This window comes from Nonomuraea antri (assembly GCF_013283785.1).
Classification (GTDB): Bacteria; Actinomycetota; Actinomycetes; order Streptosporangiales; family Streptosporangiaceae; genus Nonomuraea; species Nonomuraea antri.
This window is the reverse complement of record NZ_JABCPZ010000033.1, coordinates 16,483-39,724: the sequence shown is the minus strand read 5'-3', so window position 1 is coordinate 39,724 and position 23,242 is coordinate 16,483. Positions and strand designations below refer to the sequence as shown.

General features: G+C 67.7%; 18 protein-coding genes and 1 riboswitch. Of the genes, 9 read left to right on the top strand and 9 right to left on the bottom strand.

The genetic code is table 11. The annotated features are described in order from the left end of the window. Window positions 1-33: 33 nt before the first annotated feature. From HII36_RS13835 to HII36_RS13825, 3 genes are all read left to right on the top strand, one after another. Window positions 34-423, top strand: coding sequence for a hypothetical protein (locus tag HII36_RS13835; protein ID WP_173523556.1), 390 nt, complete (start codon window positions 34-36; stop codon window positions 421-423). Window positions 424-499: 76 nt separating this feature from the next. Continuing rightward, the gene (locus HII36_RS13830) at window positions 500-1,258 is read left to right on the top strand and encodes an SDR family NAD(P)-dependent oxidoreductase (protein WP_173523555.1); all 759 of its coding nucleotides are present in this window, start codon (window positions 500-502) and stop codon (window positions 1,256-1,258) included. A 135-nt stretch (window positions 1,259-1,393) separates the two neighbouring features. Next, window positions 1,394-2,188 carry an alpha/beta fold hydrolase gene (locus tag HII36_RS13825; protein ID WP_173523554.1) on the top strand — a complete coding sequence of 265 codons (795 nt, stop codon included), beginning with the start codon at window positions 1,394-1,396 and terminating at the stop codon, window positions 2,186-2,188. On the opposite strand, the gene HII36_RS13820 is transcribed toward HII36_RS13825, so the two are convergent. The 3 genes from HII36_RS13820 to mce all read right to left on the bottom strand — a co-directional run bounded on the left by HII36_RS13820 (window position 2,148) and on the right by mce (window position 5,357). After that, window positions 2,148-3,314 (bottom strand): AI-2E family transporter, encoded by a 1,167-nt coding sequence (locus HII36_RS13820; protein WP_173523553.1) that lies wholly within the window; start codon window positions 3,312-3,314, stop codon window positions 2,148-2,150. The genes HII36_RS13825 and HII36_RS13820 overlap by 41 nt on opposite strands. Before the next feature lie 129 nt (window positions 3,315-3,443). Next, window positions 3,444-4,742 carry a DivIVA domain-containing protein gene (locus tag HII36_RS13815; RefSeq protein WP_173523552.1) on the bottom strand — a complete coding sequence of 433 codons (1,299 nt, stop codon included), beginning with the start codon at window positions 4,740-4,742 and terminating at the stop codon, window positions 3,444-3,446. A 192-nt stretch (window positions 4,743-4,934) separates the two neighbouring features. Further along, window positions 4,935-5,357 (bottom strand): methylmalonyl-CoA epimerase, encoded by a 423-nt coding sequence (mce, locus tag HII36_RS13810; protein ID WP_173523551.1) that lies wholly within the window; start codon window positions 5,355-5,357, stop codon window positions 4,935-4,937. Between the two features lie 84 nt (window positions 5,358-5,441). Between mce and HII36_RS13805 the strand changes: the two genes are divergently transcribed. Next, window positions 5,442-6,632 carry an acetyl-CoA C-acetyltransferase gene (locus tag HII36_RS13805; RefSeq protein ID WP_173523550.1) on the top strand — a complete coding sequence of 397 codons (1,191 nt, stop codon included), beginning with the start codon at window positions 5,442-5,444 and terminating at the stop codon, window positions 6,630-6,632. A gap of 124 nt (window positions 6,633-6,756) precedes the next feature. Here the strand turns inward: HII36_RS13805 and HII36_RS13800 are convergent, their stop codons facing one another. Both HII36_RS13800 and HII36_RS13795 read right to left on the bottom strand, forming a co-directional pair. Continuing rightward, window positions 6,757-6,957 (bottom strand): hypothetical protein, encoded by a 201-nt coding sequence (locus tag HII36_RS13800; RefSeq protein WP_173523549.1) that lies wholly within the window; start codon window positions 6,955-6,957, stop codon window positions 6,757-6,759. A 392-nt stretch (window positions 6,958-7,349) separates the two neighbouring features. Beyond that, complete coding sequence (locus tag HII36_RS13795; protein ID WP_173523548.1) at window positions 7,350-8,045, bottom strand: TenA family protein; 696 nt, start codon at window positions 8,043-8,045, stop codon at window positions 7,350-7,352. Continuing rightward, a riboswitch (TPP riboswitch) is annotated at window positions 8,034-8,129 on the bottom strand. Its footprint overlaps the gene before it by 12 nt. Before the next feature lie 315 nt (window positions 8,130-8,444). Here HII36_RS13795 and HII36_RS13790 point away from each other — a divergent pair. Then, window positions 8,445-8,678, top strand: coding sequence for a hypothetical protein (locus HII36_RS13790; protein ID WP_173523547.1), 234 nt, complete (start codon window positions 8,445-8,447; stop codon window positions 8,676-8,678). A 276-nt stretch (window positions 8,679-8,954) separates the two neighbouring features. Then, complete coding sequence (locus tag HII36_RS13785) at window positions 8,955-16,364, top strand: LamG-like jellyroll fold domain-containing protein (RefSeq protein WP_173523546.1); 7,410 nt, start codon at window positions 8,955-8,957, stop codon at window positions 16,362-16,364. A gap of 819 nt (window positions 16,365-17,183) precedes the next feature. Here HII36_RS13785 and HII36_RS13780 read toward each other — a convergent pair. The 4 genes from HII36_RS13780 to HII36_RS13765 all read right to left on the bottom strand — a co-directional run bounded on the left by HII36_RS13780 (window position 17,184) and on the right by HII36_RS13765 (window position 20,847). Further along, the gene (locus tag HII36_RS13780; RefSeq protein WP_173523545.1) at window positions 17,184-17,363 is read right to left on the bottom strand and encodes a hypothetical protein; all 180 of its coding nucleotides are present in this window, start codon (window positions 17,361-17,363) and stop codon (window positions 17,184-17,186) included. Between the two features lie 1,014 nt (window positions 17,364-18,377). After that, window positions 18,378-18,524: a hypothetical protein gene (locus HII36_RS13775; RefSeq protein ID WP_173523544.1), complete on the bottom strand. Its 147-nt coding sequence runs from the start codon at window positions 18,522-18,524 to the stop codon at window positions 18,378-18,380. 279 nt (window positions 18,525-18,803) lie between these two features. Next, the gene (locus HII36_RS13770) at window positions 18,804-19,478 is read right to left on the bottom strand and encodes a DUF4230 domain-containing protein (RefSeq protein ID WP_173523543.1); all 675 of its coding nucleotides are present in this window, start codon (window positions 19,476-19,478) and stop codon (window positions 18,804-18,806) included. A gap of 28 nt (window positions 19,479-19,506) precedes the next feature. Further along, window positions 19,507-20,847: a hypothetical protein gene (locus HII36_RS13765; protein ID WP_173523542.1), complete on the bottom strand. Its 1,341-nt coding sequence runs from the start codon at window positions 20,845-20,847 to the stop codon at window positions 19,507-19,509. Window positions 20,848-21,079: 232 nt separating this feature from the next. Between HII36_RS13765 and HII36_RS13760 the strand changes: the two genes are divergently transcribed. Genes HII36_RS13760 through HII36_RS13750 form a run of 3 tightly spaced genes read left to right on the top strand, consistent with a single transcriptional unit; the run spans window position 21,080 to window position 23,189 of the window. Further along, a complete protein-coding gene (locus HII36_RS13760) occupies window positions 21,080-21,631 on the top strand; it encodes a MarR family winged helix-turn-helix transcriptional regulator (protein ID WP_173523541.1) in 552 nt (183 codons plus the stop codon). After that, window positions 21,615-22,550 (top strand): tetratricopeptide repeat protein, encoded by a 936-nt coding sequence (locus tag HII36_RS13755; RefSeq protein ID WP_173523540.1) that lies wholly within the window; start codon window positions 21,615-21,617, stop codon window positions 22,548-22,550. The genes HII36_RS13760 and HII36_RS13755 overlap by 17 nt, the downstream gene beginning before the upstream one ends. 9 nt (window positions 22,551-22,559) lie before the next feature. Then, the gene (locus HII36_RS13750; RefSeq protein ID WP_173523539.1) at window positions 22,560-23,189 is read left to right on the top strand and encodes a cytidylate kinase-like family protein; all 630 of its coding nucleotides are present in this window, start codon (window positions 22,560-22,562) and stop codon (window positions 23,187-23,189) included. Window positions 23,190-23,242: the final 53 nt, after the last annotated feature.

The following is a 23,242-nucleotide window of genomic DNA, read 5'->3' as shown; positions in this document are numbered from 1 at the left end:
GTCTGGGATCACCCGAGAACAGAGGAGATCATCATGAAGGGGTCCACCATCAAGGGCACGATCCTGGCGGCCGTGATCGCGGCCGTGGGGTCGGGTGTGATGGCCGCGCCGTCCGCCATGGGCGCCACCACCCAGACGGCCGCCGACGACGGCGGGAAGGCGTTCACCGCGTGCGTGCGCTCGCACGGGCTGCCCGGCTTCCCCGACGTCACGGTTTCGAAGGACGGGATCGTCAACCTCGACGTCCGCGGCGAGCGCGTCGACGTGTTCTCCGCCGAGTACGGCGAGGCGGTCAAGGCGTGCGAGTCGCTGCTGCCGGACGGCGCGGGACTGCCGGGCAAGCCGGAGGCCCCGGCGGCGCCGCCACTGCCGTCCGGTGTCCCGACGCCGGGCGTTCCGTCGGCGCCGCCGCTGCCGGACTGATCCGGCCGGGACTTGGGCATGGCGCGGAACCGGCGAGCTCCATAGAATCTTGTTCGGTTCCGAGCGAGGAGGCACTGTGGGCGCGTTCGATCTGTCCGGCAAGACGGCTCTGGTCACCGGGGCGTCGAAAGGCATCGGCCGGGCCATCGCGCTCGCCTACGCCGAGGCGGGCGCGGACGTGGCGCTCGTGTCACGCTCGGCCGACTCCCTGGCCGAGGTGGGCAAGGAGGTCGAGGCGCGCGGCCGCAGGGCCGTGGTGCTCCCCGCCGACCTCACCGACCGCGACGCGGCCGCCGGGGCCGTGCGCGGCGCCATCGACGGCCTCGGCCACCTGGACATCGTGGTGAACAACGCCGGCGGGTCGAACTTCCTGGTCGAGTTCAAGGACCTGCGCCTGTCGGGCTGGGACAAGCTGATGCGGCTCAACCTCGACAGCGCCATGGTCGTCTGTCACGAGGTCGCCCCGCACCTGCTGGAGCGGGGCGCGGGCGCGGTCATCAACGTGGCGTCGGTGGCCGCGCTCGGCGCGCCCTTCCTGGCGCCGTACGCCGCGGCCAAGGCCGGCCTGGTGGCGCTGACCAAGACCCTGGCCGTGGAGTGGGCGCAGGCCGGGATCAGGGTCAACGCGCTCTGCCCCGGCTGGACCGCCACCGACCTCAACAGGAACCTCTGGGAGGACGAGAACGCGAGCGCGGCCACCGTGGCCACCGTCCCGATGCGCCGCTGGGGGACCGCCGAGGAGATGGCCCAGCCGGCCGTCTTCCTGGCGAGCGAGGCGTCGGCGTACATGACGGGCCAGGTGCTGTTCATCGACGGCGGCGCCACCGCCATCTGAGCCCGGGTGGCCAGGACCCCACCCGCACTAATGCGAGGTTTTTTCGTGTAATTCGGAAAAGCGGACAGGATAGGGAGGGATATCGGCATACGTCGATGAGTGCCTGGCGCGGTGAACCGCGTTACCGTGTGGTCCGTGCAGCTCTACACGAGATCGGCCGGGACCGGGGTCCCGGTGGTACTGCTCCACGCGTTCCCGCTCTCGTCGGCGATGTGGCTGGCGCAACGGGAAGGGCTGGCGCGTTCGTGCCGGGTCATCACCCCTGACCTGCGCGGATTCGGCGGCTCACGGCTGGGCGAGGACGAACCGTCCATCGAGCTCATGGCCGACGACGTGGCCAGGATGCTCGACGAGGAAGGCATCGACAGGGCGGTGGTCGGCGGGCTGTCCATGGGCGGCTACGTGACCATGGCGTTCTGCCGCAGGCACCCCGACCGGGTGCTCGGCGTCATCCTGGCCGACACCAAGGCCGGCCCCGACGCGCCCGCCGCCAGGGAGAACCGGGAGCGCATCGCCCAGGCCGTGCTGGCCGGGGGCAGCGACGTCCTGGTCGACGAGGTGCTGCCCGCGCTCATCGGGCCCACCACCAAGGAACGGCGGGCCATGGTGTTCGGGCGGGTCAAGGGCCTGGTCCAGTCCGCGCCGCCGGGGGCCGTCGCCTGGGCGCAGCGGGCCATGGCGGGCCGGCGCGACTCGTTCGACACGCTGGCCGCGCTGAAGGCGCCGCTGCTGATCGTGGTCGGCGAGGAGGACGAGCTGTCCCCGCTGGCCGACGCCGAGGCCATGGCGCGCACCGTACCCGAGAGCCGGATGGAGATCATCCCGAAGGCCGGTCACCTGAGCGCGGTCGAGCAGCCCGAGGCGTTCAACGCCGCCGTGACCGAATTCCTCAGGACCGAGCTTGGCGGGGCAGCACGATCTCGCGAATGATCAGCGCGATCGCGGCGGCCACCGGGATGGCCAGCAGCGCGCCGACGATGCCCAGCAACGCGCCGCCGAACAGGGCGGCGATCACGGTCACCGCCGGGGTCACGTTCACCGAGCGCTTCATCACCCGCGGGTAGATCAGGTAGTTCTCCACCTGCTGGTAGACCAGGAAGAAGATCCCGCACGCGATCCCGACGGGCACCGACTGGAGCAGCGCGACCAAGGTGACGACCGCCGCCCCGATCGTGGCCCCGACCAGCGGGATCAGGTCGGTGAGCGCCACCACCAAGGCCAGCGCGAGCGCGTACTTGACGTCCAGGATCGACAGGAAGATCCAGGTCAGCACGCCCGCGATGACCGAGATGAGCACGTTGCCGGCCACGTAGCCGCCGATCCCGGTGAGGATCTCCTCGCTGATCGCGCTCGTCCGCCCCCGCCTGGAGGCCGGGACGAGCCTGAGCAGGTACGCCTTGATCGTGTGCAGCGAGCCGAGGAAGTACAGCATGAGCACCAGCAGCGTGACCGTGGTGAACACGCCGTTGAGCACCCCCAGGCCCGCGTTCAGCACGCCGCCGGCCAGCGCCGGGCCCAGCCCGCCGGTCACGAACGCCTGCGCCTGCGTCAGGATGTGGAACTTGCTGTCCAGCTGCTTGAGCGTGGGATTCTCGGTGAGTTGCTTGAAGTAGTCGGGCACGGCCGCGAAGAACGCCGTCAGCTCCTGGCTCACCGGCGGCACCACGGCCAGCCCGAACAGCGCGAAAGCCACGATGACCCCGGTGAACACGATCGAGATCGCCGCGCGTCTGGCCAGGCCGCGCCGCTGCAGGGCCTCGACGATCGGGTTCAGCCCGACGGCCAGGAACATCGCCACCACGACCAGGATGATCGTGCTGAGCGACTTGACGATCATCTGGCCGAGCGCGATCGCGGTCAGCACCCCGAGCCCGCCGACCAGCCCGAACAGGAACGGGCCCCGGGCCAGCGGCTTCCCCGGCAGCCCGTAGTCCTGGCCGGGGTCGGAGTCGGGATCGTGGTCGGGGACGTCGGACCGGTCAGGTGTCTCCTCGGGGTCGGCGGGGCGGCCGGGTTCCGCCTCTTCGCCGGCGGGGGACTCGACGTCTGCGGACACGGGAGACTCCTGGGGATTCGGGGTGGCGGCGAAGGGGACCGGAGGGCCTGGGAACGACAAAAGGAGAGCCTAGCGACGAAACTCGTCGCCAGGCTCTCCCAGCCGTCGATCAGCCCCCGTGATCCGTCGTTACTCCTGCCACCACTCCGCGTCGTCGTCGGACTTGGTCTCCACCTTGGCGACCGCGGGCACGGCCTGGGTGGGCGGCTCGACCGGGGCCGGCGCAGGCGCCGCGATGGCGGGCTTCGGCGGGGCCGCGGCGACCGCGGGCTCGGGCTCCAGGCCCGGCAGCGCGGCGCCGCCGAGCAGCTGGCGCAGCTGAGCCAGGTGGCTGGTGATGCTGTCGCGCTGACGGGTCAGCTCGTCGACCTGACGCTGCATCGCCGTACGGGTGCGCTCGGCCTCGTTCTTGGCCTCGGTCACGATCGTCTCGGCGCTGGACTTGGCGTCGGACACGATCTGCTCGGAGTTCTTCCGCGCGTTCGCGACCAGCTGCTTGGCGTGCAGATCGGCCTCGCGGCGGGTCTGCTCGGCCTGCTGGGTGGCCTTCGTGGCCCGCGACTCGGCCGTGGCCGCGCGCTGCTCGGCCTCGGCGACCAGCTTCTGCGTGGCGGCCTGGGCGGTGGCGTGGCGCTCCGCCTCCTGGCGCTCCGCCTCCTCGCGCCTGGACGCCAGCTGGATCTCGAACTCCGCCTCGTCCTGCGCCCGCTTGGCCTCGGACTCCTCCAGCACCCGCTGAGCCTGCGCGCGCATCTCGTCGGCCTGCCGCTTGGCGGTGGTCAGGACCTCGTCGCGCTCACGCTTGGTCGAGGCGCGCAGCTGGGCGACCTCGCGCTCGGTCGTGGTGCGCAGCTTGGCGATCTCGCGCTCGGCGTCGGCCCGCTTCTCCGCCACCTCGTGGTCGGCCGTGGCCCGCAGCTTGGCGGCCTCGCGCTCGGTGGTGTTGGTCAGCTCGTCGGCCTCGCGGCGGGCGGTCGAGCGGATCTCCTCGGCGTCGCGCTCGGCCGTGGTGCGCATCTCGTCGCTCTCGCGCGTGGCCTGGGCGCGCTTCTCGGCCGCCTCGGCCTCGGCGGCCGCTCTCATGTCCGCCGCCTCGACCTTGGCCGCCGCCTTGATCTCGTTCGCCTCGGACCTGGCGGCCTGGACGAGCTCGGTGGCCTGTTCCTCGGCCAGCCGGAGCAACTGCTCGATGCGGGCACCCAGGCCCGAGTAGGTGGGTCGTTCCTGCTCCTGAAGCTGACGCTGGGAGTCCGAGAGGTCGCGCTGCAGGGAGGTGACCTGCTCGCGGGCCTGCCGGAGCTCGCCGTCGAGCTGCTTCAGATGATCGTGGACCTGGTGCCGGTCATAACCTCGGAGCACCACGTCGAACTCGCGTGCCGGGGCGTCCTCGAAGAAGTTGTTGAGCTGGGCGTCGATGTCGGACTGCATGGAGGCTCGATCCTGGGTTGTCGAGACGGCTACACGGGCCGGACGGGGGGTTCGGGGCACCCGAGCCAGAAGCCTGTGCCTCGCGGCAGGCTCCATGTCCGGTGGAAGGCCAGCGTACTCCGCCGATGCCGCCTTCGAGGCCCCGTCCAGCTTTCTGCATGACTAGTTACTTCTGAACGTTTTTCGCGTTTGCTAGGGCCTGGCCGCCTGGACCAACTCCGTCAGCATTCCTCCTACGTCTTTGGGATGGAGAAAGGCGATCTCCGAGCCCATCGACCCGTGCCGGGGACGTTCGTCCAGCAGTCTCACCCCCTTCGCGCTGATCTTATCCATGGCCTCGGTGACGTTCGGTACCCCGAATGCCACGTGGTGTACGCCCTCGCCGCGCTTGGCGAGGAATCTTCCCACAGGGGAGTCCTCCGAGAGGGGTTCGAGGAGCTGAATGTAGGAGCCCCCGCCTTCGCCGTCGGCGATGTGCAGCATGGCCTCCTTGACGCCCTGCTCCTCGTTCACCTCTCTGGCCACGACCGTCAGCTCGAACGTCTCGGAGAAGAGCCTGATCTTCTCCTCCAGGTCACGGCAGGCGATTCCGATGTGATCGATCCGCATGAACATGTGTGGCCTACCTCCATAGCGGGTGTCCGTCTACTCGTGGGTATGGTGTCAAACAACCCCACGTGCGCACAGGAGGCCGTCGCCATGTCTGGTTCCGTCATCGTCGCCGGAGCTCGTACCCCCATCGGCAAGCTGCTCGGGTCCCTGTCCGGATCGCCGGCGGTGGAGCTCGGCGGCATCGCCATCAAGGCCGCGCTGGAGCGCGCCGGCGTGGCGCCGACCGACGTCCAGTACGTGATCATGGGGCAGGTGCTCCAGGCCGGCGCGGGCCAGATCCCGTCGCGCCAGGCCGCCGTCAAGGCCGGCATCCCGATGACCGTGCCGTCGCTCACGATCAACAAGGTCTGCCTGTCGGGCCTCGACGCCATCGCCCTGGCCGACCAGCTCATCCGGGCCGGCGAGTTCGACATCGTGGTGGCCGGCGGCATGGAGTCCATGACCAACGCCCCGCACCTGCTGCCCGGGCTGCGCAAGGGCGTCAAGTACGGCGGCTCCGACGTCGTCGACTCGATGGCCCACGACGGGCTGTTCTGCGCCTTCGACCAGTGCGCGATGGGCGAGTCGACCGAGCGGTACAACGCCAGGCTCGGCATCGGCCGCGAGGAGCAGGACGAGCTGTCGGCCCGCTCGCACCAACTCGCCGCCGCCGCGATCAAGAACGGCGTCTTCGCCGAGGAGATCGTCCCGGTCGAGATCCCGCAGCGGCGCGGCGAGCCCGTGGTCGTCAAGGACGACGAGGGCGTGCGCGGCGACACCACCGTCGAGACGCTCGCCAAGCTGCGCCCCGCCTTCGCCGCCGACGGCACGATCACGGCCGGCTCCGCCTCCCAGATCTCCGACGGCGCGTGCGCGGTGGTCGTGATGTCCAAGGCCAAGGCCGAGGAGCTCGGGCTGCCCTGGCTGGCCGAGATCGGCAGGCACGGCAACGTGGCCGGCCCCGACGCGTCGCTGCAGTCCCAGCCCGCCAACGCCATCAAGCACGCCCTGGCCAAGCAGGGGCTGACGGCCGGCGACCTGGACCTGGTGGAGATCAACGAGGCGTTCGCCAGCGTGGTGCTGCAGTCGGCCAAGGAGCTGGGCGTGCCGCTGGAGAAGGTGAACGTCAACGGCGGCGGCATCGCGCTCGGCCACCCGATCGGCGCGTCGGGGGCCAGGATCGTGCTGACGCTGGCGTACGAGCTGAAGCGGCGCGGGGGCGGGCTGGGCGCGGCCGGGCTGTGCGGCGGCGGCGGACAGGGTGACGCGCTGATCATCCGCGTCCCGTCCGACCGGTAACGGCTTCCAGGCGAGAGAACGTGAAAGGCGCCTGCCGTCCCGCTGCGGAGGGGGAGGGCAGGCGCCTGTCGCGCATCCGGCCGGCCGTACTTACGTATGGCTTTTCGGGTGGCCGGCCGTTGGATCAGGCCTTCGCGGCGGCCTGAGCCTCGGCCTGGGCCTCGCGGTTGAGCGTCTCGAGGTCGAACACGCCCGCCTTGACCGCCGTGGTGAACCTCTCCCAGTCGTGACGTGACACTTCGAGCACAGTGTTCTCGTCGCCGGTGTGGAGGACCTCCACGTGATCGTTGATCCTTCTCGCCGTCACGCGACCCTCGCCTGGCATGCTGCCGCTCCTTTCATGGCTACGGGCATGGGCCCGCACCCGGGCCGTGGAGCCACGCCGGCGGCGTTCGCAGCCGTCGACGCCGTCCGCCCGCCCGTGCGCGGGACCACCTCAACTCCGGGGAGCCTTGCACTCCCGCGCGAACTCGGCCAGAGGGCTGTTCGGGGGGAGGTAGAGAAACCCTCTGCGCGGGCGAGGGTTCTTAGCCCCGGGAGGTAAAGGGGTAGAGCGCGCGCGGCCCCGGCCTGCGGAACGCGGGGCGGGACCGTCTGCGGGGGCATCCATGGGGACGTCGGGCCGGGCGGGCCTTCGGCCCGGACGGACCGTTGGGAAGACGGCCCGGACGGGCCTTCGGGAAAGCCGGCAGGGGCGGCCTTCTGGGAGCGGGCCGGTCAGGCCCAGGGGCGCGGGGTGACGGGGGCCAGCCACTGCGCGGTCGGCCACGTCTCGCGCCGCCACGCGCTGTCCCAGAACATCCACTCGTACGCCGCCGCCCGCCCGTAGGCGTCGGCCATGGCCTCACGCGTCGCGGCGTCCGCACCTGCCGCGAGCCTGTCGGTGATCGCCTTGATCTGCTCGACCGAGGCCGCGAAGTCCGGGTCGGAGTAGGTGGAGATCCAGGCCCGGTACGGATGCTCGGTCAGATCGCCGGTCCGCGCGAGCAGGGCGCTGCCGACGTCCTGATAGATCCAGAAGCACGGCAGCACCGCGGCCACCAGCACCGGATAAGGCGCGGCCAGCGCCGTGGCCTGCAGAAAGGACGAGTACGCCAAGCAGGTCGGCGACGTGGCGATCCCCTCGGCTGCCGCGCCGAGCTCCTGGACGTACCCCGCGTGCAGCATCCGCTCGGCGGCCAGCGCGGTGTGAGCACTCCGCGCGAAGAACGCCGCATCACCCGGATCGGCGGCCCGCACCGACGCGGTGGCCAGCGCCTTGGAGAACGCCTCCAGGTACCGCCCGTCCTGGACGATGTAGAAGGCGAACCGGTCCCGGTCGAGCGTGCCGTCGCCGAGAGCGGTGTTGAACGGGTGCTCGTGGATCGCGCTCACCAGGTCGGCGGTGCGCTTCCACACGTCGTCGCAGAACATCGACGTCCCTTCGCTAGTGCGAACTAGATCAGGTTCGACGGGTGTGATCTCAGCCCGGCCATCCGGGCACCCCGCGTCGCGGGCGACTATAACAGGGACCACCAGGCAGGAACGCCGAGGGCCTCGCGATGAGTGCGCAACCCCCGTATCGTGCGCGCGTCTCATCACGAGGCCCTGTTTCCCGCCGTCCCCTGCGGCGGTCCCCGGAGAGCACCGAGGACGTTGTGGCCCCGGCCGTACAAGGAATGGGCCGGGGCGGTGCCTCGCCCGCTGCTCCGTAGACCTTCTACGAACGCTCCGTGGCCGGTGAGCCCATGCGCCAACGCACCCCTGGGGCTCAACGCCGACGGATACCGGACGACGTGAGGAAACCCATGTACCGGGGTTTCCCTCGGCCGCATGCTCGACAACGGCTTCACCGCCGGCCTCATCCGCGAGCGCTCGGAGGTTCGGGATGCGGCGAGCCCGGAAAGCACATCAGCCAATACGACATCTGGCGTGGCCGAAATCGAGGCCGAACCCGAAGAGTCGGCCAATCTATGCGCTGCTGCGGTGGGAGTGAGCGCAACCCATTCGCCTGGCGTGAGTGGGGCATGCGATACGTGCTCAGGCTCCGGACAGCAGCAATCGTGACATGGAGTCTGCTGCAGGTTTGACCCCGATACCCTCCCGCGGTCACTTAGCGCAGTTGAGTCATGACGATTTCGGATCTTGTGTCCGAAATAAAGAGGAAGTTAATCTTTGGGCGTTTTGAATGCTCTGAGCCGGCTGCGTCAGCAGTGGGCGGGGAGTGGCGTGTTCGACGTCCCCAAGGTTGACTCTCGTTGGTTCGGAGTGTGACAGCATATGCGCTGGCTTTTCGGCTGCTCTGGCCCCCGTTCATCGGCGAGGATCGTCGGTATTGCAGCGATGCTCGCACTGCCGGGTCTTGTGCAACTCGCGGTTCAACCAGCGATGGCTGATATCAGGTCGGTTGCCAGCGTTCAAGCGGGAGTCGAAACCCCGAAGCAGATGCGAGGCAATAGCGGCCCCTTGCCTTTCTTGGTGGATTCCTCTGTCACTCAGGAAAGTGGCCGGGACCTTCAGGTCGACCAGAAGCACCTCAGGCCTCCCAAGGGTGCGTTGGCGCTGGACAAGCACGTCGTCCCGAGCCCGACGGTTCAGCGCGAGCGGCCCAGGGGGTGGATCCCCCGGGACGGTCTCGAGCGGAAGGCATCGCGTCCCGTTGAGACGCGTGCGAGCACGATGGCCGACAGTCCATCGGTCGGGCCGGTTTATCCGGAGAGCGGTTCCGAGGTCGACACCCTGACTCCATTGCTACGCGCTGACGCCGCCAATACCGGCATTTATCCTGCCTGGCAGGTCGAGCGAGAATACCGGGTCTGTGAAACGATCGGGTCGGGCGCATGCACCACCTCACCGTGGAAGCCGTGGACCGACCCGTATTGGAGGGTCCCCGCCGGAAAGCTGCAGTGGGGCCGGACTTATGTCTGGCAGGTCCGGGCGCGCGATACCAACACCGGGGCGACCAGTGTTTTGACGGACCTGTATTTCACCACCGGTGTTCGCCAGCCGATAGTCAGTTCCCTGCTGGCCGGTCAGGCCGCCAATGGTCAGGATTTCCATCAGCTGGCCGGTAACTACACCACGACGGTCACCGATGCCGCGGTGGCGACGCCCGGAAGTGTGCCGCTTGCGGTGGTGCGCTCTTACAACAGCTTGGACAGACGGGCCAAGGCGATGTTCGGCGCGGGCTGGTCCACCCGCTTCGACATGAAGATCGAGTCCGAGGGTGGGACGCCGGAATCGTTGCTGCTCACCTATCCGGACGGGCGGCAGTTGCGATTCGCGCAACACGCGGGAAAGAACACCTACCAGCCTCCGCCCGGTATGCACATCACGCTGGCCAAGCTGCCCGCCGGCGGCTGGAAGGTGATGGACAAGCAGTCGAACTCGTATGAGTTCGACGCTCAGGGCCGCCTGTCGAAGGTCACCGACAGCCGTGGTCGTGGGCAGATGCTGACCTACACCGACGGGAAGCTCACCAAGGTCACCGCGATCGGTGGGCGGTCGTTGACGTTCTCCTGGACCGGTGAGCACGTCGGCTCGGTGTCCACCGACCCCGTCCACGGGACACCCTTGGTGTGGACCTACCACTACGACGGCGATCGCCTGGTCAGGATGTGCGCTCCTGGACAGGGAGATGCCTGCACCGTCTACGACTATGGCAGCGCCTCACGGTATCGCGAGACCGTCCTGGACGACCGTCCTGTGCACTACTTCAGGCTGGGCGAAGTCAGGACCGAGACCTGGCCGGAAGTGGGCACGGTGCAGTGCTTCCCGGACGAGGCCGACGCGCTGGGCTGCACGCGATTCGGAAGCGGCACACTGACAGGGCAACCGGGTGCGCTGGCGGGTACGACCAATGCGGCCGCCACGTTCCAGGGCAGCGGGCGCTCCTCCCACTTCGAGCTCGGCCCCATGCTGCCCAAACTGGGCGACCAGGTGACGGTCGAGTCCTGGTTCAAGACCACCCAGTCCGGGTTCATCTTCTGGGCCGGGCAGGGATCGTGGAAGCCGTCCAATCCCGGCTACGGCGTGCCCGGCCTGTACGTCGGCACCGACGGCAAGCTGCGCGGCCAGCTGAAGCTCGCTCTGGGCGGTGAGAGCCCCGGTACCCCGGTGACCTCACCTCAGCCGGTGAACGACGGCCAGTGGCACCACGCGGTCATCACCGTCGCCGGCGAGGTCACCACGCTGTATGTGGACGGCGCATCGGCGGGGACCGGGGCGATGGGCGTGGAGGACTGGGATTGGCTCGACGGCTCGGTGATCGGCACCGGTGCGGCCGACTCCGCCTCCGTGCCTGGAACACCGGCCGGGATCAGCCAGCCGAAAGAGTTCGGCTTCCAGGGATCCATCGACGAGGTTTCCCTCTACGACAGGGCACTGACGGCTGGCGAAGTGCGGGCTCACTATGACGCCCGGGCAGAAGCGGCGTTCTCCCTCTCCAAGATCACACTCCCGTCCGGTCGGACCTCGATGGCGGCCGTCTACGACGCGGCCAGCGGCCGGTTGAGCACCATGACCGACGCCCACGGCGGCACCTGGAAGATCGGCGTGCCGGTCCTCGACTACACCAAGCGGGTCAGCACCGTCAGCGTCATCGACCCGTCACAAATCTCCCTGTCGTCCGAGCACGATCCCTGGCGCGGCTACCGACTCGTGTCCACTACCGATCAGGAGGACAAGAAGACCAGCTACACCTACGACACCGGCGGGTTCCTGGCCAAAGTCACCGACCCGAATGGCAATAGTGTCACCCGCGCGAACGACAGCCGCGGGAACGTCATCGCCACGACTACTTGCCGGACGTCCAGCAGCTGCCAGACCTCTCACACCGCGTACTACCTCAACACCGGCGACGAGTTCGACCCGCGCAATGACCGTGTCGTCAAATCTCGCGACGCCAGGTCCGCCGGCAGCACCGACAACACGTACGCCATCAGCTATGACTATGATCAGTACGGCGGGTTGATCAAGGAGACCAGCCCGGCAACGCTGGACTTTCCCAACGGCCGCTCCAAGACGGTCACCTACACCGATGGCAACGAACCTGCGGTCGGCGGCGGCACCACGCCGGCGGGCCTGCTGAAGACCAGCACCGACGCCAAGGGCAATGTCACCAGGTTCAGCTACAACGCTGCGGGTGACTTAGCAGAACAGACCGCGCCGACCGGGCTTGTCGTCCGACGAGAGCACGACGCCCTAGGCCGACTGATCAGCCAGACGCAGGTGTCCGATGCTCACCCGGACGGGGTGACCTCTACCTTTACCTACGACACTTTCGGCAGGACCGAGACCGAGACCGCGCCGGGAGTGAAGAACGAGATCACAGGCGTCACGCACACCGCGAAGACGACCTTTACCTATGACCCGGACGGCAACCGGCTCACTGAAACAGTCAGCGATCTGACTGGCGGCAATTCGGCCCGAACCACTGTCTACACCTACGATGATCACGGTCGGCCCGAGACCAAGACAGACCCCGAAGGCGGTCAGGTTCGCGCCACCTGGAGCACTCTCGGCCTGCAAACGAGCGTGACCGACGAGTTGGGTTCGGTGTACGGCTTCACCTACACCACGCGGGGCGAACTGGCGTCGCGAACGTTGAAGAACTGGACGGGTAGCCCGGTCAGTCCTCAGCCGGCCAAGGAAATCGTGCTGGAGTCGCTCTCCTACGACTTCGGCGGCCGCCTCGCCGCCCGCGTCGACTCCATGGGGCGCAAGACGTCCTACAAGTACTACGCGGACAACCGTCAGTCCCAAGTGATCGCGGACGACGTCAAGCTGAACGGGCTCACCACGACCACCGATGTCATCCTGGAAAGCAACACCTACGACAACGCCGGTCACCTGATCAGCAAGGTCACCCCAGGCCCCACCGGGACACAGACCACCACGACCCAGTACGTCTATGACGCCGCCGGTCGGCTCACGTCGAGCACGTTCGACCCGACGTCACTCAAGCGCAAGGTCGTCCGTGAATACGACGCCAATGGTTTGATCGCCAAGGAGACCCGGACCAAGACCGGGGAAGCCCGTGCGGAAACGGTCACGTACGCCTATAACGCCGCCGGAGTCATGACCCGGCAGACGGTGGAGAACGGCGATCAGGACATCGTCACCACGTGGGAGGTCGACGACCGTGGCCTGGTCACCGGCGCAACCGACCCGCGTGGCAATGCCGACGGCGCCACCGCCGCCGACTTCACCGTCAGCAACCGTTACGACGCCATCGGTCGTCTGATCGAGACCAAGGCCCCGGCGGTACAGGTGGAGAAGGCAGGCGCGGATGCGGCGAGCGCCAGGCCGACCACCCGGGCAGGCTATGACGCGTTCGGCAACCAGACCCACACCGTCGATGCCGAAGGCGGCGTGATCACCACGGCCTATGACAAGGCGGGCCGGCCGGTGTCGCTGACCATGCCCGCATACACTCCGCCTGGCGGAACGGCGGTCACCCCGACGATCTCCCGCACGTATGACAAGGCGGGACGTCTGACCAAGACCGTCGACCCGCGCGGCTACGCGACCACGACGGAGTACGACGCGCTCGGCAACCTGGTCCGCACCACCGACCCCGGGCCCTCCGGGCCAGGCGGCGTCCGGATCAACGAATTCGACCTGGCCGGCGAGCAACTGGCGGCCGTGGACCCGAACGGCGCCCGTACCCAGGCCACCTACGACGACCTCGGCCGCAAGATCACCCAGACCGTGATCGAACGCAAGCCGACCAGCACCGCGTACACGACCACATTCACCTACAACAACGCGGGCGTGCTCACCAAGACGGTCGCGCCCGGCAGCAAGACCACCGTCTTCGAGGTCAACGCGGCCGGTGAGATCAAGACCGCCACCGACCCGGCAGGTAATGCCACCACCAGCACCTACGACCTCGCCGGACGTCCGCTGAAGGTCACCGACGCCACCGGCACCGCCACCGAGACCGCCTACGACCTGGCCGGACGTCTGACCACGGTCAAGGAACTCAACCCCGCCGGCACCGTCGTGCGCACCACCAGCGCGGGCTACGACCTGGCCGGTAACGTGGTCAGCCAGACCTCCGGCGAAGGCCACACCACCCGCCAGACGTTCGACGCGCTCAACCGTCTCACCTCGCTGATCGAGCCGGTCAAGGCCGGTGAGGAGATCGTCACCCGGTTCGGCTACGACGCGGTCGGCGCCCGTACCAAGCTGACCGACGGCCGCGGCAACACCACCTGGACCGGCTACAACAGCCTCGGCCTGGTCGAGAACGTCATCGAACCCGCCACCGCCCAGCACCCGGACGCTGCCGACCGCACCTGGACCTACAGCTACGACAAGGCCGGCAACAACACGGCGATCCTGCAGCCCGGCGGCGTGCGCATCGACCGCACCTACGACCACCTCGGCCGCCTGACCAAGGAAGACGGCACGGGCGGCGGCGCGGCCACCGCGCAGCGCACCTTCGGCTACGACCCGGCCGGACAGCCCATCACCGCTGGCGACTACACGCTCGAATACAACGACCGCGGCCAGCTCACCAAGCTCACCCCGTCCTCGGGCCCGGCCACCAGCATGGCCTACGACGCCAACGGCAACCTCACCCAGCGCGTCGATGCCGCCGGAACGGCCACCTTCACCTGGGACAACGCCAACCGCGTCAAGACGGCCTCCGACCCGGTCACCGGCCGCACCTGGACCTACGGCTACGACAAGGCCAACCGCGTCACCAGCCTCACCTCCGCCAACCCGGCCAACACCCAGACGCTCGGCTACGACGACCTGGGCCGCGCCAACAGTCAGATCCTGAAGTCCAGCAGCGGGACGGAGCTGGCGAAGATCACCTACGGTTGGGACAAGGACGACAACCTCACCACCAAGACCACCAGCGGCCTGGCCGGAGCAGGCACCAACACCTACGGCTACGACCACGCCGGCCGCCTCACCTCCTGGACCGCCCCCGGCGGCGCCGTCACCGCCTACGAGTGGGACGCCGCCGGCAATCGCACCAAGGCCGGCGACAAGGCCTACACCTACGACGAACGCAACCGCCTCACCGCCGGCGACGACACCACGTACGCCTACACCCCGCGCGGCACCCTCGCTTCTCAGACCAAGGCCGGCGCCACCACCCAGCTCACCTTCGACGCCTTCGACCGCCTCATCGCCGACGGCGACAGCCTCTACAGCTACGACGTCTTCGACCGCCTCACCCGCCGCATCAGCGGCACCACCAACCAGCAACACCACTACTCCGGCCTCGGCAACGACCTGGCCGCCATCAGCGTCAGCGGCAGCACCCAGGCCCGCTACGCCCGCGACCCGTTCGGCGCACTGCTCGGCCTGCAAGAAGGCACCGACCCCGCCGTCGGCGCGTTCAACGACCTGCACGGCGACCTGGTAGGTACCTACACCGGCACCACCGTGAACGGCTCGACCGCCTTTGACCCGTTCGGCCAAGCCACCGCCCAGACCGGCGGCAAGGCCAGTCTCGGCTACCAGGGCGAATACACCGACCCGGACACCGGCAAGGTCAACATGCACGCCCGCTGGTACCAGCCCAGCACCGGCACCTTCACCAGTCGCGACACCGCCACACTCAACCCCAGCCCGTCGGTCCAGGCCAACCGCTACACCTACGCCAACGCCTCCCCCCTAACTGGCGCCGATCCCACAGGCCACTACACCGCCGGTCTGGGCTTCGACCCGGGCTACAGCGGATCCGCCACGGTCACGATTGGTAGCGGTACAGGCTATGGGCCAGGCGGCGGAGGGGAATCCGTTATTGGCGATGCCCTCGGAGGAGGTGAAGGAGCGCTGGGCTGCAGCGGTCCCGCCCTCGAGATTTGTGGTTCCGCTGATTTCAGTGCCGTCATCGAAGCTGATCCTGAATGGTACTACGATAACTTCATCAAGCCCAATCTGCCCTCCTTTGATGATGACGAAGCTAAGCGGATCGGGGTTACCACAGAGGGCGAGCCGGCACAGCCGGGCTACTGGGACGTTTCGAAACAAGAGCGCGAGACCTTTGCTGGGTTCGCACAAAAGACGGATGACGAAAAGGAGCTCCGTCGGCTTTGGCAGAAGATTCGCTCGCTCGCGCAGGCATCCAAACTAAGGGGTGCGGCAGGGGCGAAGGCGAGGGCCGCGCTGAAGAAGCTGCATGCTGATTCAAAGACGCCTCGTGGGACCCGTGAAGGTGATGTCTGCGGCGGGCGACACTGCACTCCTGAAGAGGCCGTTGCGGCGTGCAGAAAACTTGGATATTCCAAGGCGCAGTGCGCGGAGAAGAACTGGGTTCAGGGTGGATGGAAGCTATTCTTAAAGATTGAGGGCGTTTGGAATCATGCCTCATCAGATAAAGCGCCGTCGCAATTCATGAAGGACTTGGTCAGCTTTGCAATGGACTATGTTGCCAAAGCGGCATTCCCTGACTATAGATACCGGTTCGACATTCAGTATCGAGACACAATGTTTATTTGGAGAAAGACTGATTCGCTTAAGATATGTCTTAATGAGAGTTGTGTTCGTTACCGAATGCTATATCGCACCCAGTGGCGAACCACGGTGCAGACGCACTGGAAAGCATGGGTGTCAGTTCAAGGTCGGCTGAGGTTCACGGACAAGTGGGTAACCACTTGGGAAGGCCATTACAACGCCGGGCGTCCCTACTACACCTACAAGACATGGGATGGGACGCCGGATGAGGCCTACCTGAGTATCTGTAAGAGCGTAAATGAGTCAGCGAATGGAGAGATGTGTTCGCATTAGGTAGATTACCGCGGATGTGCAGTAACCAGCGGTGCGAACCAGGTGGGGTTGACTGGTGAAGTTGTTCTGCGGGGAGGTTCGAGTTGGGCCGATAGGGAGGGTATTGCGCACGATCATCGCCACGCTCGCGGCAGTGGGAGTATTGCTGGTCAACTATTCCCTTTATCTTGTCCTGGAAAGGTGGTTTCTGGCTGACCTTTATGCCGCAACTCCGTCCAGACACGTCCCTTATCTGGCTGACGCATTACAACTTGTAGTTTTGAGGCTCGCCATAATTGCAGGAATTGGGATTCTGTCAAAATGGTCCTCGTATAGATTGCGGGACATGCTAGTCGGATTGATTCCGGCATATGGAGAAGTGCTACTGATTCGACTATGCTGGCGGGCTTCATTCTTTCCGTATTTGGATTGGATGCCACGCATGGAGGAAATTGCTAGACTTGAAACAATCCCACTTAAGGGAGGTAAGGAGAATCTTCTATTTAGATGGCGAGCTCGGAGTGATGGCTAAGTGGATATGGGTGTGCAACGTGAACGAATTTATTCTTATGCCAAGGAGGCCAAGCGGGGAGCTTTCTGGTTAAGCGTACCGCGGACAAGGAAGCTCCGTCGGAGTGACCCCGTCTGATCTCGCTTCGAGAGCGAGTTCGTTCCAGTAGTGGGGTTGGTCGACTCTTAGCGTTCGGAATCGCGCGTGCCTTCTGCTGTCAGAGCGTGTCCTGACTTCGATCGCTTAGCCCGCACCGCGCCGACGATATTGAGGCCAACACGCCAGATCAAAACAACGATGAGCCACTGTGTCCATGTCATCACGCTCGTCTAGCCGGAAAGCAGATTCCGCACCGAGAAGTACGGCGTGAGCCAGGCCTGGGCGGGACGGAGGATCTCCACTCCATGCAGCACCGGCCACAAGCCGAGCGGCAGCACGATGGTGGCGAGGGACGTGACGACAGGTGGGCGCAGCCACAAGTCCCAGGCCGGTGTCCAAGAGTTGAGCAACGATCTGCACCAGCACGCCGCTCACCGCAATGGTCTCGGCGTTGAGCCATGGACCGGGGGCACTACCTGGCGAAGTGATCGCGAGCACGATGGCGCTGACCAGGACCCCGAAGAGACCGATGGCTGCTGCCAGCAGGATCGCCGCCAGGAGGCTGGGCACGATCCGGGCCGGGGGTTCGCCTCAGGTCGCCGACCAGCAGGACGCCGAGGAAGGGCACTGTGACTGACATGAGGCTCTGCACCGGTTCTGAGAACATGGCAAATGTGCGGTCGGCGGATGAAGCTTTCGCGGCCGTCATGACTGCGGCGGCCAGGCCCGCCAGTAAGGTGATTGCGATCAGCCAGGGGGTCTCCGTGTCATGATGGAGCGCCGGATCGTGCTTCGGATCGTCTCGCCTGAGCCGATGAATGCTGGCTCGGTGTCTGTGGAGTTCGCCCTCAAGCGTCCCCCTCTGTCCTTCTCCCTTCGACATGATCTCTTCTCGGTTTGGGCAAGTCATGAGCTGATCTGACCTGAGCGCGGGTATGGTCGGCCATGCTGGGCTGGCACTCGCGTTTCAGCGAATTCGTAATCTGCACGAACTCGCTCTCGGAGCGTGATCAGGCGAGTCTCTTAGAAGAGCTACACCTGCCGAGGATCTCTACCGCGCCGCGTGTGCAGTGGTGCGCAGGCCGTCTCTGTGGCAGTCGCCCTCACGGGTGGCCGAGGATCGCAGCACGTCGGACGAGGACCCCACGGGAGGGCGACACGGCCGCACCCCGCGTCGCCGGGCGGCTATATCAGGAACCACCAGGCAGGAACGCCGAGGGCCTCGCGATGAGTGCGCAACCCCCGTATCGTGCGCGCGTCTCATCGCGAGGCCCTGTTTCCCGCCGTCCCCTGCGGCGGTCCCCGGAGAGCACCGAGGACGTTGTGGCCCCGGCCGTACAAGGAATGGGCCGGGGCGGTGCCTCGCTACGGAGGCTGTTCAGCCCGGCCGCGAGGGAGGATGCGGCCGGGCTGCTTGTGGACGGTCATGAGGCGAGCAGGCGCGAGAAGACCGAGCGGCGCCCGGACCGCTGCCCCTGGCGCGCCTCACGCGCCCGCCGCTCCTCGGCGGCGACCCGGCGCAGTTCGGCGGCGTGGTTCTGCATGACTACGTATTCGAGTTCGGCGTTCATCCGATGCTCCTGTGAGGTGAGTGCCGTGCTGTTTTCTTCGCACTCTTAGATTCCTCCTAAGGCGCACCGGGGCACATCGGGCGGATGCCTTATCTGCGCCCGTCCGGGCAGGTGGGGGAGTACCTAGGGAGCGGGCTCAGGTACCTCAGACCCCGCCGCCGGCCGCCTTAGCCGGGCCCTGCCCGCCTTACCAGCCCTGCCTGAGGCCCGGCCGTCTGAGGCCCGACTGCCTGAGGCCCGGCCGCCTTAGGTCGGCCCGCCCCGCCCCCGCCGGAGCGCCTAAGGTTCGTCGGTGAACTTGACCGTGACCTTGGTGAAGCCGAGTGATCTGAGCATCCCGGTCAGCATCGTGCGGGTGTTGGCGTCGGCTCGGGCGCGCAGGTCGCTGGACACGGCCGCCTCGCCGATCTTCTTCTCCGCCAGCATGTACAGCTCCCGCTGATCGCCGGGCGAGGACGACAGGAAGTCCTGCACCCGGTCGAAGAGCCCGCGTTGCTGCGCGAACACGTACGAGCGGTTGTTGTCCAGGTTGGGCTTCTCCAACTGGGCCCGCGGCAGGCGGATGGTCGCCTGCGTACGGTCCTCGGAGACCGTCACCGCGTTGGTCGCCATGCCGGAGAAGTCCACGTACGCGTCGACGCTGCCCGCGCCCACGAACAGCGTACGGCTGCCCTTGACCGCGTCGGGCAGGAAGGCGGCGTCCTTCTCCAGGTCGACCACCACCTGGAAGTTGCCGGTCGCGGCCTCGAAGCGGCTCAGGTCCTTGATCGACTGCAGCAGCACCGGCTGGCTGCGGTCGATCGTCTGCTCGCCGAAGGGGTTCCACCAGGACCAGGCCAGGCGGCCGCCCACCACGAGCAGGACCGCCAGGACCAGGAACCCGGCCAGATATCGCCACCTGCGGCGCCGCCGAGGCGTGGCCTCGGGCGGCGGCGCCGTCTGGGAAGTCGTCATGCGGGCATGACTACCCGTTCGGCGATCATCATTGCCAGCTGTTTGGTGACATTGGCGTTGGATCGTCGCTCTGGTCGGGATAGACCGGGTAGACGTGGCTCGTCGCCGGCACCGGGTGCGCTGGCGCCTGCGTGACGGCGGGGCCGCCGCCGAAGTGCGTGCCGGCCAGCTTGCACGACTGGAAGTCGCTGAAGAACATCCGCAGCCACTCCCTGCGCTGGTGCTCGCTCACCCCGGCGAACCACGAGGCCGCGTACTGGTGCTCGGGCATCGGCCCGCCGGGCAGCGGCTCGCCGCGCAGCCAGGCCATCACGATCTCCCGGTAGCCGTCGGCGGGCGTGCCCGGGCAGCGGGCGGCCAGCGACTCGATGTACTCGTGCGCCGCCTCCTCGGCGAACCCGGCCGACAGGTCGGGCACGTGGATCGGCGCGAGCCCGTTGGACGGCTGCAGCGGGTCCTCAAGCGGCCGCTGCTCCACCCGGGTGAACGCGGCCGGCGTGCCCGCCAGACGCGAGGCGATCTGCGTGAACGCCGCGCCCAGCTCGGTCAGCCCGGCCCGCATGCCGGGGTGCACGCACACCGTGATCGGCCAGTCCTGGCAGCTGTAGGCGATCTCCTGAGCGGCGGCCGGCTTGGGCTGCGCGAGCACCCGCGACACGCCCATGCCCGCGGCCAGCACGGCCAGCAGCGCGCACGCCAGCACCAGGGCCTGCCTGGTCACCAGCGCCGCCCAGCCGAGCAGCAGCGCCCCGGTGATGCCCAGCAGCCAGATCGTCTGGTCGAAGAACGCCGCGCCGCTCAGCCCCTGGAACAGGTCGTACGGCTCACCCGTGCCCGGAGCCAGCTTGTCGGCCCATCCCCGGTCGTCGGCCAGCCAGGAGAACACCCCGTAGCAGGCCAGCCCGGCCAGCGGCGGCGTGAACGGCCTGGGGAGGACCCACCCGGCCACCCACCCGATCACCGAGTACAGCGCCAGCCCGGCCATGCCCATGCCGAGGCCGGACAGGCTGAGCCGTCCGGACTGCTCGGTGAGCACCGTCTTGACGGCCAGCACCAGCACCGTCGCGCCGAACGAGCCCAGCACCACCACCACGATGGCCAGCGGCGCCTTGAGCGCCCGCCACGTGGTCAGCGAACGGCCGCGCAACGCCCGGCGCTTGCGCAGGGCCACCCAGGCCGCGAACGCGGCGGCGACCGGCCCGGTCATCCGCAGCGAGCCGATGACCGCGGCCACGATGTTCTCCCACGCGTCGACGCCGGGTATCAGGACGCTCCACGCCGCGACCAGGCCGAGTGCCAGCAGCACGGCGACAGTGACCGCCGCGCTCTGCTTCAGCTCCTCGCGTGAAACGCCCGCGTGCTCACGCACCCTTTTTCCCGTTGATGAAACTCATCAAGCACCCCCCGTGCCCCTCGGCAAGGCGGAAGACGGTCGGTCCGCGCCGGTCCCCACGGCGTTCGGACTTGGCTTCCGCGTCACCATTCGTACGAGAACCATAACTGAGCGTGATGATTGACGTCCGCATTCTTGGTCAAGCAGCGAAGTTGGTCGCTCTCGGTAAGCAGACGAATAGGGACGAGCGGCGCGCTACCGTAGCGCTGTGTCGCAGCCGAAGCCGCTCAACCTGCCGTTCGATCCGATCGACCGCGCCGCGGAATCCTGGCGTGCTCACTTCGGGCCCTCTTCCGCCATGGCCGCCGTGACCTCGATCATGAGAGCGCATCAGATCCTGCTGTCGCAACTTGACTCGCTCCTGAAGCCATACGACTTGACCTTCGCCAGATACGAGGCATTGGTGTTGTTGACGTTCAGCAAGAGCGGGGCGCTGCCGCTGTGGAAGATCGGTGAACGGCTCATGGTGCATCCCACCAGCGTCACAAACACCGTCGACCGGCTGGAGAAGTCCGGGCTCGTGGTGCGGCTGCCCAACCCGCGCGACGGCCGCGGCGTGCTCGCCGAGATCACCGAGGCGGGCCGCGACGTGGTGCGCCGGGCCACCGACGACCTCATGGCCGCCGATTTCGGCCTCACCATGTACGCCGAGGACGAACTCCGGCAGATGTTCGACCAGTTGCGCACGCTACGGGTGGCGGCGGGTGACTTCGCGGGCCCGTCCATGCGGCAAGATGAAGAGCATGGCGGACTTCTCTAGGCCCGGGTCGCTCTACGGAGCGGTCGATCTGGGCGCGCGCAAGCAGGCACTGGAGGCGCAGGCCCGGCGGGAGGCCGCGGGTCCTGAGGTGGCCTCGTCCGTCGTCGACGTGACCGAGGAGACGTTCACGTCCGACGTCGTCGACCGTTCGATGACCACGCCGGTCATCATCGACTTCTGGTCGCCACGCGCGCCGGGCAGCGCCCAGCTCAGCCCGGTGCTGGAGAAGGTGGTGGGCGACCTGGGCGGCCGGGTGGTGCTGGCCAAGGTCAACGTCGACGTGAGCCCGCAGATCGCGCAGGCGCTGCGGGTGCAGGCGGTGCCCACCGTGCTGGCGATCTTCCAGGGCCAGGTCATGGCCGGCTTCCAGCAGGTGGTTCCCGAGCAGGAGCTGCGCCGCTGGCTCGACGAGCTGCTGGCCGCGGTCGAGCAGTTCTACCAGGCCAACCCCGACGCCAGGCCGCCGGCGGCCGGTGAGGAGCAGGGCGAGGTCCCGGCCGGTCCGCCCGCCGACCCCGACCTGGCGGCCGCGGTGGCCGCCATCGACGAGGGCGACCTCGACGCGGCGGCCGAGGCCTACCAGCGGCTGCTGGCCCGCTTGCCGGGCGACGAGGAGGCCAAGATGGGCCTGGCCGGGGTCAACCTCATCCGGCGCACCATGACGGCCGACCCGGCCGACGTGCAGCGCCGGCTGGAAGACCCGGCCGACATCGACGCCCAGTTGCTCGCGGCCGACCTGGAGATGGCCTCGGGCTCCTACGACGAGGCGTTCAGCCGCATCATCGCGGTGGTCAAGCGCACCTCGGGCGACGATCGCGACAAGGCGCGCCGGCACCTGCTGGGGCTTTTCGACGCTTTGCCGGGCGACGACCCATCTTTGGCGAAAGCACGTAGAGCTTTGTCCAGCGCGCTGTTCTAACCTGGGGGCATGCGGGTCGTCACGATCTCGGCGACATACGGCACGGCCGGCGGTCACATCGGCCCGGCCGTGGCCGAGCGGCTCGGCGTGCCGTTCGTCGACCGCGCCATCCCCAGCGCGGTCTCCCACGAGCTGGGGTGCTCGCTGGAGGAGGCGCTGGCCCACGACGACCGCGCCGAGCACGGCCTCGGCAGGCTGCTGTCCGGGGCCATGCGCCTGCCGACCGTCACCTTCGGCGGCGTCGACATGTACGTGCCGGGGGCGATGCCGCTGGCGCCGGAGGAGTTCGTCCGCCGTACCGAGCGGATGCTGCGCGACACCGCCCGCGGCCAGGGCGGCGTCTTTCTCGGCCGGGCCGGGGCGGTGGTGCTCGCCGAGCATCCAGGCGCCCTGCACGTGCGGCTCGACGCGCCCGTCAAGCGCCGGATCAGGCAGACGGCGACGCTGGGCGAGCTGAGCGAGCGCGAGGCGCGCCGGGTCATCGAGGACAACGACCGGGCCAGAACGGCCTATGTGCGGCACTTCTACCGGGTCGACCCGGCTGATCCATGTCTGTACCACCTGGTCATCGACAGCACGAGCATCCCGGTTCAAACCTGTGTGGAGCTGATCGTCGCCGCCGCTGAGGCACTGGACTGACCGTAAGCCCCCTACCATGGGAGGACTTCTTGGTCAGTCCCGAAGGAGCGATT